This window comes from Leifsonia sp. 22587, assembly GCF_052044215.1.
GTDB classification, from domain to species: Bacteria; Actinomycetota; Actinomycetes; order Actinomycetales; family Microbacteriaceae; genus Leifsonia; species Leifsonia shinshuensis_C.
Window position 1 is genome coordinate 305,366 of record NZ_JBQENB010000003.1, and the last position, 15,550, is coordinate 320,915.

A 15,550-nucleotide genomic window follows, 5' to 3' on the forward strand; every position below is an offset into this window, starting at 1 on the left:
CGAAGGCCCGCCGCTACCTCTCGTTAAGGGGATTCTCCCCCGTCTTGTACACAGGTCCGGGCGCCCACGTCCCAACGTTGAACACAGGGTTCAAGGAACTTTTTACACACAGGGTGGGGAAAGAAAAAGTCCCGATCAAATCGGATAAAGCCGCGCAAGCTCATTTGTTGTCCACAGAGTTCCACACACCTTCTACACACACTCCACGGCGTTTCGCGCAGATTCTCCCCAGTTTTATCCACAGGCTGAGTTGTGATGTGGGGATGGGGTTCATAGTGTTGACCGACGTCGACGGACGACAGCCGCCGCAGAGCGGCGATGTCGGAGGTCGTCCCGACAATCGAGCCAGGGAAGCGGTTCGTGCGACCAGCGCGAGCCGGCGTCCCGGCATGGTCTCGTCGTGCCCGCGCGAAACAGTGGAGGAGTGAACGTGTCGATCGCCCATATCGGTCTCGCCGACGGTCGTGACCCGGGCGACGCCCGCTCCCCCGAGCGCACGCCGCCGCACGACCTCCTGGCCGAGCAGAGCGCTCTCGGCGGCATGCTGCTGAGCAAGGATGCCGTCGCCGACGTGGTCGAGGTCATCCGGGGCACCGACTTCTACATCCCCAAGCACGAGATCATCTACGACGCGATCCTGTCGCTGTACTCGCACGGCGAGCCGACGGACGTCATCACCGTCACCGACGAGCTGACCAAGATCGGCGAGCTCTCCCGGGCCGGCGGAGCCGAGTACCTCCACACGCTCACCAGCCTCGTGCCGACCGCGGCCAACGCGGGCTACTACGCCAACATCGTCGGCGAGAAGGCACTGCTGCGCCGCCTGGTCGAGGCCGGAACCCGCATCACGCAGATGGGCTACAAGGCCGAGGGCGAGGTGCTCGACCTGGTCAACAACGCGCAGGCCGAGATCTACTCCGTCACCGGCACGCAGGAGACCGAGGACTACGTTCCGCTCACCGAGGCGGTCACGGTCGCCATCGACGAGATCGAGGCCGCGAAGCACAAGGACGGCTCGATGACGGGCGTCCCCACCGGCTTCGCCGAGCTCGACGAGCTGACGAACGGCCTGCACCCCGGCCAGATGGTGATCGTCGCGGCGCGACCCGCGCTCGGAAAGTCGACGCTCGCGCTCGACTTCGCCCGGGCCGCGGCGATCAAGCACGACATGCCGACGATCTTCTTCTCGCTCGAGATGGGCCGGAGCGAGATCGCGATGCGTCTGCTCTCCGCCGAGGCCACCGTCCCGCTGCAGAACATGCGCAAGGGAACAGTCGACAACCGCGACTGGACGACCATCGCCTCCACCCGCGGCCGCATCAACGACGCCCCCCTGTACATCGACGACAGCCCCAACATGACGCTCGTCGAGATCCGCGCCAAGTGCCGCCGGCTCAAGCAGCGGGTGGGCCTCAAGATGGTGATCATCGACTACCTGCAGCTGATGACCAGCGGCAAGCGGGTCGAGAGCCGCCAGCAGGAGGTCAGCGAGTTCTCGCGTGCGCTCAAGCTGCTCGCGAAGGAGCTGCAGGTGCCGGTCATCGCCCTGTCGCAGCTGAACCGTGGCCCGGAGCAGCGCGCCGACAAGCTCCCCGCCCTGAGCGACCTCCGCGAGTCGGGATCGATCGAGCAGGACGCGGACGTCGTCATCCTCCTCCACCGCGAGTCGGCCTACGAGAAGGACAACCCCCGCGCCGGCGAGGCCGACCTCATCGTCGCCAAGCACCGAAACGGCCCCACCCGCACCGTCACGGTCGCCTTCCAGGGCATGTACTCGCGCTTCACGGACATGGCGCCGATCTAAGCGCGTGTGAGCTGACCGGCCTGCACCCATGCTGACCCTCGATCGCGACGAAGCCCGGCGGATCGCCGTTCGCGCCCAGCGGCTCGACGCCCGGGCCGCGGTCGCCGTCGCCGAGGTCGTCCCGCTCGTCGAGCACCTGACGTTCCTTCAGCTCGACCCGACGGCGGTGATCGCTCCGAGCGCCGATCTCATCGCCTACACCCGGCTCGGCGCCGGCTACCGGCCCGAGCAGCTCCAGCAGGCTGTCGAGTGCGACCGCCTGCTCTACGAGCTCAAGGCACAGGACGATCCCGTCCAGCCGCCGTTCGCCATGGTCCGGCCCGTCTCCGACCTCGGGCTCAATCTCGACCGCATGTCCGCCGGGCCCGTCCACGGCGGATGGAAGGCCTGGCTGGAGGCGAACCCGGGCTTCCGGCGGGACGTGCTCGACCGCCTCCGCGCCGAAGGCCCGCTGATGTCGAAGGACATCCCAGACACCGGCCAGGCGCCGTGGGGCTCCTCCGGCTGGACGCACAACCGCAACGTCACGATGATGCTCGAACTGCTCCAGGGCCTCGGTGAGGTCGCCGTCGCCGGCCGGGTCGGCCGCCAGCGCACGTGGGACCTCGCGGAACGCGTCTACCCGGCGGGCATCCAGGTCGTCCCCGAGCGCGAGGCGAAAGGCATCCGCGACGCCAGACGGCTGAAGGCCCTCGGCGTCGCACGCCCGCAACTGGTGGGCGACGCGGGAGAACCGGCGCGCGTCGACGGGAGCTCACGCGAGTGGCGTGTCGACCCCGATGCGGTCGGGCAGCCATTCGCCGGACGTACCGCCCTGCTCTCGCCGTTCGACCGGCTGGTGCACGACCGGGTGCGCAGCGAGGAACTCTTCGGCTTCGAGTACCTGCTCGAGATGTACAAGCCCGAGGCGAAGCGCCGCTGGGGGTACTTCGCGCTGCCGATCCTCCACGGCGATCGCCTCGTCGGCAAGCTCGACGCCACCGCTGACCGCAAGGCAGGGCTGCTGCGCGTGGCGGCGGTGCACGAAGATGCGCCGTTCACCGCCGGCACGCGCGACGCCGTGGACGCGGCCATCACCGAGCTCGCCGCCTGGATCGGCGTCGAGGTCCCGCGATAGCGCGGATCGCGGCCGTGGCGCCTGTCAGACCTGGATGCTCACCTCGTAGACCTGATCGGTCGGATGCCCGGCGCGCTCGTGGATGCGCATGAGCGCCTCCTTGGACGGCCCCGTGGACAGGCAGAACACCTTCCCGCTCACCGGGTCGAGCCACGCACGCTCGATGTGCACGCCCTCCTCGGCCTCGATCGCAGCGTCGGCATCGTGCGCCTCCTGCAGCTGTTCCCTGGTGACGTCGACGAATCCGTCGTGAACGTCGATGAATGTGGCCATGATCGGCTCCTTTCTGATGACAGCAGCCTCGCCGACCGCGGCCGCCACGACATCGGTCATCCGACCCATCTCGCCTTCTTCCGGAAACGGTTCCGGCGCTACACTGCGCTCATGGGCACGGGGTCGCCGCCCGCGGGCGGCGTGGCCAGAGTCTGTCCGCTGTTCGTCGGGCGCGAGGACGTGATGGCGCTCGTACTGCGCCGGAGGGCCGAGGCGGCGGCGGGACGGGGCGAAATGCTGCTCGTGGGCGGTGAAGCCGGCATCGGCAAGTCGCGTCTTCTCGACGAGTTCGTCCTGCAAGCGGGCGGCCGGTCCGTCCGGGCAGATTCGTTCGCGGGTGACCGCGGCACGCCGGGGCTGCTCCTCCTCGGCATCGCTGCGGCGCTGCGTGAGGCCGAGCAGGATGCGGCGGCCGATCGGCTTCGGGAACTGGTGCTGAGAGCCGCCGATGACGCCGCTTCGGAGGGCGCGCGGCGCATCCTCGTCGCCGAACTCGCTGCGACGCTGGCGGAGGGTCTGGCGACGCCACTGCTGCTCCGCCTGGAAGACCTGCATTGGGCCGACCAGCTCAGCCTCGATGTGCTGCAGCGGGTCACGGTGTCCTTGCCGTTGGTCCCCTCGCTGGTCGTCGCCAGCTATCGCTCCGAAGAACCGGAGACGTCCCGGGATTTCACGACGTGGCGGTTGGGGCTGCTCGCCCAGCGACGCGCTGAGGAGGTGGTGCTGGAGCGCCTCGACCGCGACGGCACCCGGCGCATGCTCGCATCCATCGGAGGGGAGGAGCCCGCCGCGGACGAGGTCGACCGGCTGTTCGACGCCTCGGACGGAATCCCGTTGCATGTCGAAGAACTGGTCGCGGTCGGTGTGGATGCTGTCCCCGACACCATCGGCGAGGCCGTGGTCGTGAGGATGGCGCGGCTCGGTGAGAACGCGGCCCTCGCTCTGGCCGCCGCGGCGGTGATCGGGCGGGAGTTCGATCGCGGCTCGCTGGGGGCGGTCCTGGGCGATGCCGCGGGTGTCGACGCAGCGCTGGAGGAGCTCATCGCGGGGAATTTCGTCGTCCCGGCCGGAGACGGGTTCGACTTCCGTCACGCGCTGATCCGCGACGCCGTGTACGGCTCGGTGCCGGCGGCCAGGCGACGCGAACTGCACGCACGCGTCGTCGGGGCAGTGCCGCAGCTCTCCGACGCAGCCATGTCCCGCCATTTCGAGCGTGCCGGGCGCGCCGACGAGGCGTACGCCCGAGCGCGCAGGGCGGCGGGACGGGCCGCGGCTCTGTCGGCCCATCGTGAGGCCGTCGACCTGTATCGCCGGGCGGAGCGCACGGTCCCCTCCGGCACACCGGTGGCCGAGCGGGCAGAGCTCCACCGGCTGCTGGGAGCCGAGCTCGCCGCGACGGATGCCAATCGGGAGGCCGAACGGGAGTTCTCCCGGGCCATCGAACTGTTCCACGAGGCGGGAGACCCCGTGGCCGCGGCCGCCGCCGTGCCGGCGCTCGTCGCCGCCCGGCACCTCCTCGGCGCCGGATACGAGGCGCGAGCCGCAACCATCGAAGAGGCCCTCGACTGGATCGCCGGCGTCGGTGCGACGCCTGCGTCGGAGCACGTCCGCGGCCGCCTCCTCGCGGCCGACGCCGCTGCCGCCATGCTGGATCGCCGTCTCGACCTCAGCCTCCGCTTGACCGAGGAGGCGCGCGAGCTCCTCACCGACGACCCCGAAGAGAGTCTCGCCGTGGACGTCACGCGGGGAGCCGTGCTCGTCTTCGCCGGCGCGGGCGAGCAGGGCTGGGAACTCCTCGAGCACTCGGCCTCGGTGGCCGCCGCCCGCGGATGGGAGGCCGCGGCCGCCCGCGCGTACCGCATGATCGGCTCCTCCGCGTCGGTGCTGCTCCAGTACCGGCGCGGACGCCGGTGGCTGGAGGAGGGAATCGCGTACGCCACGCGGATCGAGCGCTGGAACGACGCCCACTACCTCGAAGCGCACCTGGCTCACGTTGAGTGGGCGACGGGGTCCCTCGACGCGGCCGAACGGCGGGCGAGCCGGGCGCGCGCCGACGGACGCGGCGGCATCACCACCGAGGTGACCGCCCTGCACGTGCTCGGCTACGTCGCCCTCTCGCGCGGCGACACCCGTCGGGCCTCCGCCCTGCTCACCGAGGCGGCGGAGATCGGCGAGCGCATGAACGAGCTGCAACGCCTCTCCCCCGCCCTGTGGGGGCTCGCGGAGGTCGCTCTCGCCGACGGCGACGCGGAGCGCGCGATCGAACTGTGCGAGCGGGGTCGGCGGGGCTCGGAGGCGATCCAGGATGCTGCGTACGCCTTCCCCTACCTGGTCACCGGCACGCGGGCGCACCTTCTTCTGGGCGACGTCACCGGCGCCCGTGGATGGGTGGAGCGGGCGGGAGCGCTCGTCCGGTCGCGGGGCATCCCCGGCACGGAGTACGGCATCGCGCATGCCGAGGCGCTCGTCGCGCTGGCCGAACGCCGGCTCAGCCGGGCGAAGGAGCTGCTCGCCGCTGCCGGGGACGGTTGGGATCGAGTGGACCGATGGTGGGAGGGGACTCAGGCGCTGCTCGACCGCGCGGAATGCGCCCGACGGACCCGCGGTCCGGCCGAGGCGGCCGCCCTGGTCGACGCGGCGCGCGCCCGGGCCGAGGCAGCCGGCGCCGACGCGCTGCTCGCGCGAACGGACGCCCTCACCCGGCGCCTGGCGCGGGGTGCCGAGATGTCGGTGCTGAGCTCGCGCGAGCACGAGGTCGCGCGACTCGTCGCGGCCGGGGCCACGAACCGTGAGATCGGAGAGAGTCTCCACATCGCACCCAAGACGGTGGCGACGCATGTCGAGCACATCCTCGCGAAGCTGGGCGCGGCCCGGCGGACGGAGATCGCCGCCTGGGCCGTCGAGGAGGCGCGGCGCGGTTCGGCCCGGTGAGGTTCATGCCTCCGACCTCTGCGCCCGGCGGAAGCGGGCGGGAGTGACGCCCACCTCCTCCCGGAACGCCCGGGTGAACGCGGACTCGGAGCGGTAGCCGACCTGCGACGAGATCGTCGACACGGTCAGGTCGGTGCCGGCGAGCAGGTCGGCGGCCCACATCAGGCGGGTACGAACCAGGAATCGGCCGAACGTGGTCCCGGTCGCCGCCTGGAAGCGGCGAATGAACGTCGCCCTCGACATCGCCGAATCGCGGGCCAGTGCGGCGATCGACCAGGAGTCCCCGGGTTTCTGCACCACGCGCTGGATCACGTCGGCGATCGGCCCGTCCGCGGCGGCCGTCCACAGGCCGCGATGAGCGCCCGCGCTCGCCGAGGTGCGGAGGACGAGCGCGATGAGCACCGTGCACAACGCCGACATGATGGCCGCACTCCCCGCACCGTCGTGCTGGGCCTCGGCACGCATCAGCGCGCTCAGCTGCAGGAGCACCGACCTGCCCGCCTCCGATTCGAACAGTGACACGTGGGTCGGCGTGGGCAACGAACCGAACAGGATGGCGCCGGCGCCCGGGGCAACGCGGTAGTGGCCGCAGAACAGGTCGATCACGGCCGGCCCGCCTCCGGCGCTGGAGGTGCGCGTGAAGGTGGCGCCCGCGGTCTCCACCGTTCCGCGGGCGGGCAGGGAGCCGGAGGTGATGACCCGGTGCCGCACGGCGGCGGGCAGGACGATCACGTCGCCGGCGACCATCGGGAAAAGGCGGCCGCCGACCTCGAACTTCAGCTCGCCCTCGAGGAGCACATGGAACGGCACCTCCCGTTCCGCACCGGGCTGCACCACCATGGTCGTCGACGCTCCGAGCAGGCACCGCTTGTCGAGCGTGGCCTCGAGACGCGCCATGCGCAGCATCCGGCTGATGTCATCCACTGTGAGACTTTCGAGCATTTTCTTGATACGCGAACATGTACAAGTATCATGACCGTCGCTGTTGACTGCAAGCATGGAAACCACGACAGCACTCACCGCGGACGTTCTCGTCCTCGGATTCGGCAAAGGCGGGAAGACCGCCGCGCACGCTCTCACCGACGCGGGGAAGCGGGTCATCCTGATCGAGCAGTCCGCCGACATGTACGGCGGAACCTGCCCGAACGTCGGCTGCGTCCCGACCAAGATGCTGGTCCACTACTCCACCTCCAAGCGGCTGGAGGATGAGGCCCAGGAGTTCTTCGCCAACTCGATCGAGGGCGTCCGCGCCCTGACCAGCGCCTTCCGGGCCGGCAACTTCGACGCTCTCGACGGCAAGGACACCGCGACGGTCATCACCGGCACCGCCCGATTCGTCGACCCGCACACGGTGGAGGTGGGGAGGGACGCCGACCGGATCACGGTCACAGCGCCGACCATCCTGATCAACACCGGCTCGGAGCCGATCGTCCCGGACATCCCGGGCCTAGCAGACAGCGCCCACCTCGTCAGCAGCACCGACCTCACACGGACGGGGACACTCCCCCGCCGGCTGGTCATCATCGGCGGCGGCTACCTCGGCCTGGAGTTCGCCTCCATCTACCGGCACTTCGGGGCGGAGGTGACCATCCTGGAGGCTGCCGACCGGCTGCTGGTCCGTGAGGACGAGGACGTCGCGGCCGTCGCGACCGGGATCCTGGAGGGCGACGGCATCTCCATCATCACCGGAGCCCGCGTCACGGGGGTGGCGGACACCGACGGCGCCGCCATCATCAGCTACGAGAAGGACGGGCGGACGCGCGACATCCGGACGGATGCCTTCCTCGCCGCGACCGGACGCCGTCCGGCCACGGCGGCCCTGGGTCTGGAGGCGGCGGGTGTCCGGACTACGGCCCGTGGCGCGATCGTGGTCGACGACCGGCTGCGCACGACGCAACCGCACATCTTCGCCCTCGGAGACGTCAACGGCGGCCCGCAGTTCACGTACGTGTCGCTGGACGACGCGCGGGTCGTGATCGACCAGCTGCTGGGGAGCGGGGAGCGGAGCACGGCCGACCGGGCGGCCGTGCCCGCGACGCTGTTCATCACGCCGCCGCTCGCTACCGTCGGGATGACCGAACGCGAAGCGCGCGAACGCGGGCTGAACATCCGCGTGGCCCGCGAGAACGTCGCCGACATCGTCGCGATGCCGCGGGCGTACACGATGGAGGAGACGCGCGGGGTGATGAAGTTCATCCTCGACGCCGACACCGACCTCATCCTGGGCGCCGCCATCCTCAGCATCGACGCCCAGGAGATCATCAACACGATCGCGCTCGCCATGCGCCAGGGCGTCACGGCCACCACGCTCAAGAACGCGATCTACACGCACCCGAGCTCGACGGAGGCGCTGAATGAAGTCCTCGGTGTCATCGTCGGGTAGGACGGGACCCGAGCGCAGGGCGGCGGATCATCCTCGCGGAGGACGCGCCGCCGCCCGGGCGGGGGTTCAATGGGATCCATGATGGGCATCATCCTCCCCGTGCTGCAGGGCGCCGGCAGTGTGGCGCTCGCCCTCGTGGCCTTCGCCCTGTCGTTCACGTGGCCGTCGCTGCGGGAGCCGATCGCGGCTCTGCGCACCGACCGCGCACGCCTGTTCGCGTCGCTCGGGCTCGGCCTGGTGCTCGCGCTGTCCGCCGCGCTGGTCTACGTCACGCCCGGCGTGCTGCTGCGGGACCCGCTGGGGATGCTGCTCGCCGTGCCGGTCGCCATCCTCTGGCTGACCGGGGCCGTCGCCCTTGTCATCCGGGGGATCGTTCTCGGCGGCGCGGCCCGGGGCATCTCGTACGCGCTCGCGACGGTCGCCGTCGCCGGGGTGATCGCCGGGATCGTGTCCGCGCTCGTGACGCAGCACGGCGTGACCGACACGGTGACGCCGATCGGAGGTTTCCTCCTCGCCCTCGGGGCGCTCGCCGCGTTCAGCCTGTGGGCACGCGCCGAGGAGCCGGCTCCGCGTCCGCTGGCGGTCTGACCGCCCAGCGGCGCGAGATCCACACGACGCCGTACCCGGCGGCGAGGATGACCACTGCGATCAGCAGCACGTAGAACGCGACCGAGAGGTACCCGTTCGGGCTCGTGTGCGGGTTGAGGAACGGATAGGGGTACCAGGGGCGCGTTCCGGAGACCGGTTCGGCAGCGATGGGAGCGCGCAGCAGCGTGTAGAAGGCCCAGACGATGGGGAAGGCGGCGATACCCCACACCGCGCGCAGCCGCAGCGGCGTGCGGCCCGGCGCGAAGAGCCAGTCGATCAGCAGGTAGAGCGGCGCGACGACGTGCAGCACCTCATTCGACCAGGCGACGGTCGTCCCCTGCGGCAGCGGGATGTTGCGGAGCAGCAGGTTGTAGACGACCCCCGTGGTCACCAGGTAGGTGACCGCCGCGGCTCGGATGCCGGTGTACCAGACCGGGTCGTCGCCGGTGCGGACCACGAGCAGCACGGCGCCGATGGCGAGCACGACGAGCCCGAAGACGTTCGAGTCGATCGTGAAGAAGCTGAAGAAGTTCAGAACCAGACCGGTCACGTCGCCGCCGCGTTCGCTGGTCGACCGGATGCTCGTCGCGAGCTGGGTCACCACCGCGGCGACCATGAGGAGGACGACCACCGCGCGGAGGACCGCGAAACCGATTCGCATGCCTGGATCGTAGCGAGCGCGGCCCCACGATGCGGCGAACGCGCAGGAAGCCGTTGACTAGACTGGAGGGCGAATCCGTACGAAAGAGGTCGCCGAATGGCTACCGCCGTCCCTGCCCCGGGCCCGACCGTCCATGCGCACAGCCGGTACTGGGTCGTCCCCGCGATCCGGGCCCTGGCGGCCCTCGCCGCCGGCGCGGTGATCACGTTCACCCGGGACGCGCACACGGCCGCGTTCGGACTCATCGTCTTCGGCGTGTTCGCCCTCGTCGACGGACTCGCCACGGGCATCCTGAGCTGGCTGTTCGCCGGCCGTCGCCTCACCCGCACGCTGTTCGCGGTGCAGGGCGCCATCGGCGTCGTCGCCGGCGTGGTGGCGCTCGCCCTGTCGGGCGGCGGGCTGGGGCTGTTCCTCTACCTCGTCACCGTCTGGGCAGCACTCGCCGGATTCCTGGAGCTGTACAACGGCATCCGCGAGCGCGGCCGGGACGCCGCCGCCCGCGACTGGTTGATCACCGGAGCTCTCACCGCGGTGCTCGCCCTCGTCCTCCTCTTCATCCCCGCCGACGCGGTGCTCGCGATCGGCCTGTTCGGGGCGTGGGCCGTCATCGTGGGCGTCTTCCAGGGGATCGGCGCCGCGACGCTGCGAGGGGCCTCCCGCCCGACGGCGGATGCCCGCGGAGCGGAGAGCGGATCGTGACCGCGCGCGACAAGAAAGACCCTCGAGTGACCCAGAACCTGCAGCCTTCGCGGCGCGACCGCTTCCTCCCCGTCGAGCTCATCGGCATCTCGGCCGGCCTGGCCGTCTTCGTCGGCCTGATCGTGCTGATCGCGACGCGCGAGTTCGTGCTCGCCGGGATCGCGCTCGGCGTGACGTTCATCATCGCCCTGGTTCTGCTCGCGCTGTTCGCGCTCGCCTTCAAGCCGACCGAGGCGGAGGTCGAGGACATCCACGAGCAGGATGCGGAGGCCCGCGCCAAGGCCGCCCAGGCGCGGCAGGACGGCGACGACCGCCCGCGCGGCCACTGACCGCCCGCCGCTGCGCCCCTACAGGTAGTCGACCAGCTCGGACGCCAGCCCGATGTACCCGGCGGGCGTCAGCGCCAGCAGCCGGTTCTTCGCCGCCTGCCCGATCTCCAGCCCCTCGACGAACGCGATGAGGGCCGCGTGGTCGACCCGCTTACCGCGGGTGAGCTCCTTGAGCAGCGCGTACGGGTCGGAGATCGTCGAGCGTCCGGCGGTGACCTCGGCCCGGATCACGGTCTGGATGGCCTCGGCGAGCACCTCCCAGTTCGCGTCGAGGTCGTCGGCGAGCGCCTGACGGTCGATGGCGATCTGACCGAGGCCGCGCTCGATGTTGTCGAGGGCGAGCAGCGAGTGGCCGAGCCCGACGCCGATGTTCCGCTGGGTGGTGGAGTCGGTCAGGTCGCGCTGCAGCCGGCTGGTGACGAGCGTCGCGGCCAGCGAGTCCAGCATGGCGCTCGACAGCTCCAGGTTCGCCTCGGCGTTCTCGAACCGGATCGGGTTCACCTTGTGCGGCATCGTCGAGGAGCCCGTAGCGCCCGGCTCCGGCACCTGGCGGAAGTAGCCGAGCGAGATGTAGGTCCAGATGTCGGTGCAGAGGTTGTGCAGGATGCGGTTGGCGTGCGAGATGCGGCTGTACAGCTCCGCCTGCCAGTCATGCGACTCGATCTGCGTGGTCAGCGGGTTCCAGTCGAGGCCGAGGCTCTCGACGAACTCGCGTGAGATGCGGGGCCAGTCCGCCTCGGGGTCGGCGACGAGATGGGCGGCGAACGTGCCGGTCGCTCCGCTGAACTTGCCGAGGTGCACGCCGCCCTCGATCTGCTCCCGCACCCGCTCGAGGCGGTGGACGAAGACCGCGAGCTCCTTGCCCATCGTGGTGGGCGTCGCCGGCTGGCCGTGGGTGCGGGCCAGCATGGCGTCGTCGCGGTACTGCTTCGCCTGCGCGCGCAGTTCCGCGATGACTGCACGAAACTTCGGCAGCCACGTCTCGCGCACGGCGGCGCTGACGGTCAGGGCGTAGGAGAGATTGTTGATGTCCTCGCTGGTGGCCGCGAAGTGCGTCAGCTCGGCGATGCTGTCGAGACCGAGCGCGTGCAGCCGCTCCCGGACCAGGTACTCGACCGCCTTCACGTCGTGCTTGGTGGTCGCCTCCAGCTCGGCGAGCCGGTCGATCTCCGGCTGCCCGAAGTCGTCGGCGAGGGCACGGAGCCCCCGCTTCTGCTCCTCCGTGAGCGGCGACGACCCGAACATCCCGTGCTCGGTCAGGTAGAGCAGCCACTCCACCTCCACCTGCACGCGTGCACGGTTGAGCCCGGCCTCGGAGAGGTGGTCGCCGAGTCCGAGCACGGCGGACCGGTAACGGCCGTCGAGCGGGCTGAGCGGCTGGGGAGGCAGGGCGGTCATGGTGCTCCTCGCGGGATCAGGCGGCGGGTTCCCCACCATTCTCCCGCACGAGGAGCGGCCCCGACGACGTCAGTCCCGGCTCACCGGGCGGATCAGCAGGCCCAGCAGCCACGCGATGATGCCGAGCACCAGCGCCCCCAGCACACCCGACCAGAAGCCGTCGATGTGCAGCCCGAAGCCCATCGCGTCGCTGATCCACGACACGATGAACAGCAGGAAGGCGTTCACGAGCAGGGAGATCAGTCCCAGCGTCAGGATGTACAGCGGGAACGCGACGACGCGGATCACCGTCCCCACGATCGCGTTGACCACACCGAAGATCAGCGCGATGAGCAGGTAGGTCAGCACGAGCGCGGTCGTGTCATCCGCATAGGGCTTCACGGTCACGCCGCTGACGATCAGCGTCGTGAGCCACAGGGCGAAGGCGTTGACGACCAGTCTGAGCAGGAATCGCATGGCCACATCTTCGCAGTGACCGGCACCGGGGTACAGGGGTCCGCTAGAGTCGGCGCGTGGCGAGACGACCCGACGGCCTGGTGGCACCAGAGTCTCTGGACGATGCGTCGACCAAGAAGGTGTACCGGCCGCTGCAGTGGTGGCCGCTTCGCGTCATGAACCCGTGGCACAAGTTCGCGGTCCTCGTCGCGCAGAATGCGAGCATCTGGCTCATCTCCCTCGCGCTCGGGCGCTTCGTGCCCGAGGTGGTGAACCTTGTCATCACTCAGACGCTCACAGCGGTGACGATCATCGCGGTCGCTCGCTCGTTCCGCGGGTGGGGAGAACCGGTCGCTCCGCCTCGAGCCTGGTGGAGGTTGTCGGCGCGGCCTCTCATCGGCTGGTGGCTCGGCGCGCTCTATCTCCTGAGTGCCTCGAGCCCGCTGTTCGACTCGGACAGCCGAAATGACGGCTGGGTGATCCTGTCGGTGGAGTTCGCCTTTCTCGGACTCGCGTTCCTCAACTCCTCGATTCGGCTCACAGCCCAGCGCCGCCGTCCACAGGCTTAGGGAATTCCCCTGCCGGTATGCGGGCGCGGCTAAGTTGGGTCTGTGAGTTCCGATGACACGCTCGGCGTGAGACTGCGCCCGGAGATCGTCGCCGTCCCCGCCTACCGGCAGGGGCGCCCGGCGCCGGCCGACGGTTACAAGCTGTCGAGCAATGAGAACCCGTACCCGCCGCTGCCCTCCGTGGTGGATGCGGTGGCCGCGACCCTCGGGGAGCTCAACCGCTACCCGAACGCCGGCGGCGCCGACCTGCGCGCGCGCCTGGCCGAGCGCCACGGCGTCTCCGTCGAGCAGGTGCACCTGGGCAGCGGCTCGGTCGCCCTGCTCTCTCAGCTGATCTCCGCCGCGGCCGGGGTGGGCGACGAGGTCGTGTACTCCTGGCGATCGTTCGAGGCGTACCCGGGCCTGGTCACTGTCGCCGGCGCGACCAGCGTGCAGGTGCCCAACCGGGCGGACGGAAGCCACGACCTCGACGCGCTGGCCGACGCCATCACCGACCGCACCCGCGTCGTCATCGTCTGCACCCCGAACAACCCGACCGGCACCATCGTCACCGCCGCGGACTTCGAGGCGTTCATGGCGCGCGTCCCGTCCGACCTGCTCGTGCTGCTCGACGAGGCGTACTACGAGTTCGTCACCGATGACGCGGCCGTGGACGGCATCCCGCTGCTCTCGCGCTACCCGAACCTCGTCGTGCTGCGCACGTTCTCGAAGGCGTACGGACTCGCGGCGCTCCGCATCGGCTACGCCGTCGGGCCCGCGGCCGTGCTGAATGCGGCGCGGTCGGCGGCGATCCCGCTGTCCGTCACCGACGCCTCCCGCGTCGCCGCCCTCGCGTCGATCGACGCGGAGGACGAGCTCATGGAGCGCGTCGCCCGCATCGCCATGGTGCGCGACCGGCTCCGGGATGCGCTGCTCGAGCAGGGCTGGGCGGTTCCGGAGGCGCAGGGCAACTTCGTCTGGCTGGCCACGGGCGAGCAGACGGAGGCCGCGAACGACGCCTTCTTCGATGCGGGCCTGACGGTCCGCGCCTTCCCGCCGGAGGGCATCCGGATCAGTGTCGGCGAGGAGCAGTCTGTGGACAAACTCCTTCAGGTGGCGGCCGATGTTGTGCGGAACCTACCAAATGGCCACCCCGGCAAGCGGTTAGGTTAGTACGGTGGTTGCGACGAACGAGAATCCGCGCCCGGCGAACACGGTCCAGCTGCTGACAGCGGACGGCCGTTTCCAGCCGAGCGAGACGTCGGCGGAGTACCTCCCGTATCTGGAGCGGCTCGACGAGAACGACTACCGCCGCTTCTACCGCGACATGGTGCGGGTCCGTGCCTTCGACAACGAGGCGGCCAACCTGCAGCGGCAGGGCCAGCTCGGCCTCTGGGTGCCCAGCCAGGGCCAGGAGGGCGCGCAGGTCGGCTCCGCGCACGCCGCGAAGCCGCAGGACCACCTGTTCCCGTCGTACCGCGAGCACGTGATCGGCATGATCCGCGGCATCGACCCCATCGGGATCATCGGCCTGCTGCGTGGCACGACGCACGGCGGTTGGGACCCGACGGACCCCGCCGTCGGCAACTTCCACCTGTACACGCTGGTCATCGGATCGCACACGCTGCACGCGACCGGGTACGCGATGGGCATCAAGTTCGACGGAGCGGTCGGCACGGGCGACCCCGAGAAGGATGCGGCCTCCATCGTCTACTTCGGCGACGGCGCCACGAGCCAGGGTGACGTGAGCGAGGCGTACGTCTTCGCCGCCAGCTACCAGACCCCGCAGGTCTTCTTCCTGCAGAACAACCACTGGGCGATCTCCGTGCCGGTGAGCACGCAGTCCCGCACCCCGCTCTACCTGCGCTCCAGCGGCTTCGGCATCCCGGGCGTGCAGATCGACGGCAACGACGTGCTGGCCTCCTATGCGGTCACCGCCAAGCACCTGGACGACGCCCGCAACGGCGAAGGCCCGAGCATGATCGAGGCGCTGACGTACCGGATGGGCGCGCACACCTCGAGCGATGACCCGAGCAAGTACCGCAGCGACGAAGAAGTCACCTATTGGGCCGAGCGCGACCCCATTCTGCGGTTCCGGATCTTCCTGGAGCAGCAGGGCGTCGGGCAGGCGTTCTTCGACAGCGCGGACGAGGAGGGTGCCGACCTCGCGGCGGACATCCGCCGGCGCACGCTGGAGCTCGGCACACCGAGCGTGGCCTCCATGTTCGACCACGTCTACAGTGAGCCGCACCCGGTGACCGAGGAGCAGCGGCGATGGCTCGAGGAGTACGAGGCATCGTTCGGAGGTGACGCATGAGCGACGTGAGAAGCGAGGCCGAGTACGTGGAGGCCGAACTGATCGAGAGCCATCCGGAGGACGGCGG

15 protein-coding genes are annotated in these 15,550 nt (G+C 70.1%); 10 read left to right on the plus strand and 5 right to left on the minus strand.

What is annotated here, in order from left to right; genetic code table 11:
• The first annotated feature begins 430 nt into the window (after positions 1-430).
• Positions 431-1,804 (plus strand): replicative DNA helicase, encoded by a 1,374-nt coding sequence (gene dnaB / locus ACTJI1_RS13625; protein WP_018189010.1) that lies wholly within the window; start codon positions 431-433, stop codon positions 1,802-1,804.
• 28 nt (positions 1,805-1,832) lie between these two features.
• Positions 1,833-2,921 (plus strand): DNA glycosylase AlkZ-like family protein, encoded by a 1,089-nt coding sequence (locus ACTJI1_RS13630; RefSeq protein WP_440743055.1) that lies wholly within the window; start codon positions 1,833-1,835, stop codon positions 2,919-2,921.
• A 24-nt stretch (positions 2,922-2,945) separates the two neighbouring features.
• Here the strand turns inward: ACTJI1_RS13630 and ACTJI1_RS13635 are convergent, their stop codons facing one another.
• Positions 2,946-3,194 carry an SCO4226 family nickel-binding protein gene (locus ACTJI1_RS13635; RefSeq protein WP_310132635.1) on the minus strand — a complete coding sequence of 83 codons (249 nt, stop codon included), beginning with the start codon at positions 3,192-3,194 and terminating at the stop codon, positions 2,946-2,948.
• Between the two features lie 111 nt (positions 3,195-3,305).
• Between ACTJI1_RS13635 and ACTJI1_RS13640 the strand changes: the two genes are divergently transcribed.
• The gene (locus tag ACTJI1_RS13640; protein WP_440743056.1) at positions 3,306-6,125 is read left to right on the plus strand and encodes an ATP-binding protein; all 2,820 of its coding nucleotides are present in this window, start codon (positions 3,306-3,308) and stop codon (positions 6,123-6,125) included.
• 3 nt (positions 6,126-6,128) lie between these two features.
• Here ACTJI1_RS13640 and ACTJI1_RS13645 read toward each other — a convergent pair whose 3' ends face one another.
• On the minus strand, positions 6,129-7,049 hold the full coding sequence (locus ACTJI1_RS13645) for a cupin domain-containing protein (RefSeq protein ID WP_440743057.1): 921 nt from the start codon (positions 7,047-7,049) through the stop codon (positions 6,129-6,131).
• Positions 7,050-7,122: 73 nt separating this feature from the next.
• Here ACTJI1_RS13645 and ACTJI1_RS13650 point away from each other — a divergent pair, with 73 nt between their 5' ends.
• Both ACTJI1_RS13650 and ACTJI1_RS13655 read left to right on the plus strand, forming a co-directional pair.
• Complete coding sequence (locus ACTJI1_RS13650; RefSeq protein WP_440743058.1) at positions 7,123-8,508, plus strand: dihydrolipoyl dehydrogenase family protein; 1,386 nt, start codon at positions 7,123-7,125, stop codon at positions 8,506-8,508.
• A gap of 78 nt (positions 8,509-8,586) precedes the next feature.
• Entirely contained in the window at positions 8,587-9,096 is a 510-nt protein-coding gene (locus ACTJI1_RS13655; protein ID WP_440743059.1) for a hypothetical protein, read from the plus strand.
• On the opposite strand, the gene ACTJI1_RS13660 is transcribed toward ACTJI1_RS13655, so the two are convergent.
• Complete coding sequence (locus ACTJI1_RS13660; protein ID WP_440743060.1) at positions 9,044-9,757, minus strand: Pr6Pr family membrane protein; 714 nt, start codon at positions 9,755-9,757, stop codon at positions 9,044-9,046. The genes ACTJI1_RS13655 and ACTJI1_RS13660 overlap by 53 nt on opposite strands.
• Positions 9,758-9,853: 96 nt before the next feature.
• Between ACTJI1_RS13660 and ACTJI1_RS13665 the strand changes: the two genes are divergently transcribed.
• Both ACTJI1_RS13665 and ACTJI1_RS13670 read left to right on the plus strand, forming a co-directional pair.
• Positions 9,854-10,456, plus strand: a complete 603-nt coding sequence (locus tag ACTJI1_RS13665) for a DUF308 domain-containing protein (RefSeq protein WP_440743061.1) — start codon at positions 9,854-9,856, stop codon at positions 10,454-10,456.
• Between the two features lie 26 nt (positions 10,457-10,482).
• Positions 10,483-10,785, plus strand: coding sequence for a hypothetical protein (locus ACTJI1_RS13670; RefSeq protein ID WP_440743062.1), 303 nt, complete (start codon positions 10,483-10,485; stop codon positions 10,783-10,785).
• A gap of 18 nt (positions 10,786-10,803) precedes the next feature.
• Here ACTJI1_RS13670 and purB read toward each other — a convergent pair whose 3' ends face one another.
• Complete coding sequence (purB, locus tag ACTJI1_RS13675; protein WP_440743063.1) at positions 10,804-12,183, minus strand: adenylosuccinate lyase; 1,380 nt, start codon at positions 12,181-12,183, stop codon at positions 10,804-10,806.
• 69 nt (positions 12,184-12,252) lie between these two features.
• A complete protein-coding gene (locus ACTJI1_RS13680) occupies positions 12,253-12,639 on the minus strand; it encodes a phage holin family protein (protein ID WP_310132617.1) in 387 nt (128 codons plus the stop codon).
• A gap of 56 nt (positions 12,640-12,695) precedes the next feature.
• On the opposite strand from ACTJI1_RS13680, the gene ACTJI1_RS13685 reads away from it, so the two are divergent.
• From ACTJI1_RS13685 to ACTJI1_RS13695, 3 genes are read left to right on the plus strand one after another with little or no spacing between them, the layout of a single operon-like run.
• Positions 12,696-13,187 (plus strand): hypothetical protein, encoded by a 492-nt coding sequence (locus tag ACTJI1_RS13685; protein ID WP_440743064.1) that lies wholly within the window; start codon positions 12,696-12,698, stop codon positions 13,185-13,187.
• Between the two features lie 42 nt (positions 13,188-13,229).
• Positions 13,230-14,339, plus strand: a complete 1,110-nt coding sequence (locus ACTJI1_RS13690) for a pyridoxal phosphate-dependent aminotransferase (protein ID WP_440743065.1) — start codon at positions 13,230-13,232, stop codon at positions 14,337-14,339.
• A gap of 4 nt (positions 14,340-14,343) precedes the next feature.
• The gene (locus ACTJI1_RS13695) at positions 14,344-15,483 is read left to right on the plus strand and encodes a thiamine pyrophosphate-dependent dehydrogenase E1 component subunit alpha (RefSeq protein ID WP_440743066.1); all 1,140 of its coding nucleotides are present in this window, start codon (positions 14,344-14,346) and stop codon (positions 15,481-15,483) included.
• Positions 15,484-15,550 lie beyond the last annotated feature (67 nt).

Bases quoted from the DNA above. Each gene is read 5' to 3' on its own strand.
- ACTJI1_RS13630 (WP_440743055.1), top strand. From the start codon at position 1,833: ATGCTGACCCTCGATCGCGACGAAGCCCGGCGGATCGCCGTTCGCGCC.
- ACTJI1_RS13635 (WP_310132635.1), bottom strand. From the start codon at position 3,194: ATGGCCACATTCATCGACGTTCACGACGGATTCGTCGACGTCACCAGG.
- ACTJI1_RS13640 (WP_440743056.1), top strand. From the start codon at position 3,306: ATGGGCACGGGGTCGCCGCCCGCGGGCGGCGTGGCCAGAGTCTGTCCG.
- ACTJI1_RS13650 (WP_440743058.1), top strand. From the start codon at position 7,123: ATGGAAACCACGACAGCACTCACCGCGGACGTTCTCGTCCTCGGATTC.
- ACTJI1_RS13655 (WP_440743059.1), top strand. From the start codon at position 8,587: ATGATGGGCATCATCCTCCCCGTGCTGCAGGGCGCCGGCAGTGTGGCG.
- ACTJI1_RS13660 (WP_440743060.1), bottom strand. From the start codon at position 9,757: ATGCGAATCGGTTTCGCGGTCCTCCGCGCGGTGGTCGTCCTCCTCATG.
- ACTJI1_RS13665 (WP_440743061.1), top strand. From the start codon at position 9,854: ATGGCTACCGCCGTCCCTGCCCCGGGCCCGACCGTCCATGCGCACAGC.
- purB (WP_440743063.1), bottom strand. From the start codon at position 12,183: ATGACCGCCCTGCCTCCCCAGCCGCTCAGCCCGCTCGACGGCCGTTAC.
- ACTJI1_RS13680 (WP_310132617.1), bottom strand. From the start codon at position 12,639: ATGCGATTCCTGCTCAGACTGGTCGTCAACGCCTTCGCCCTGTGGCTC.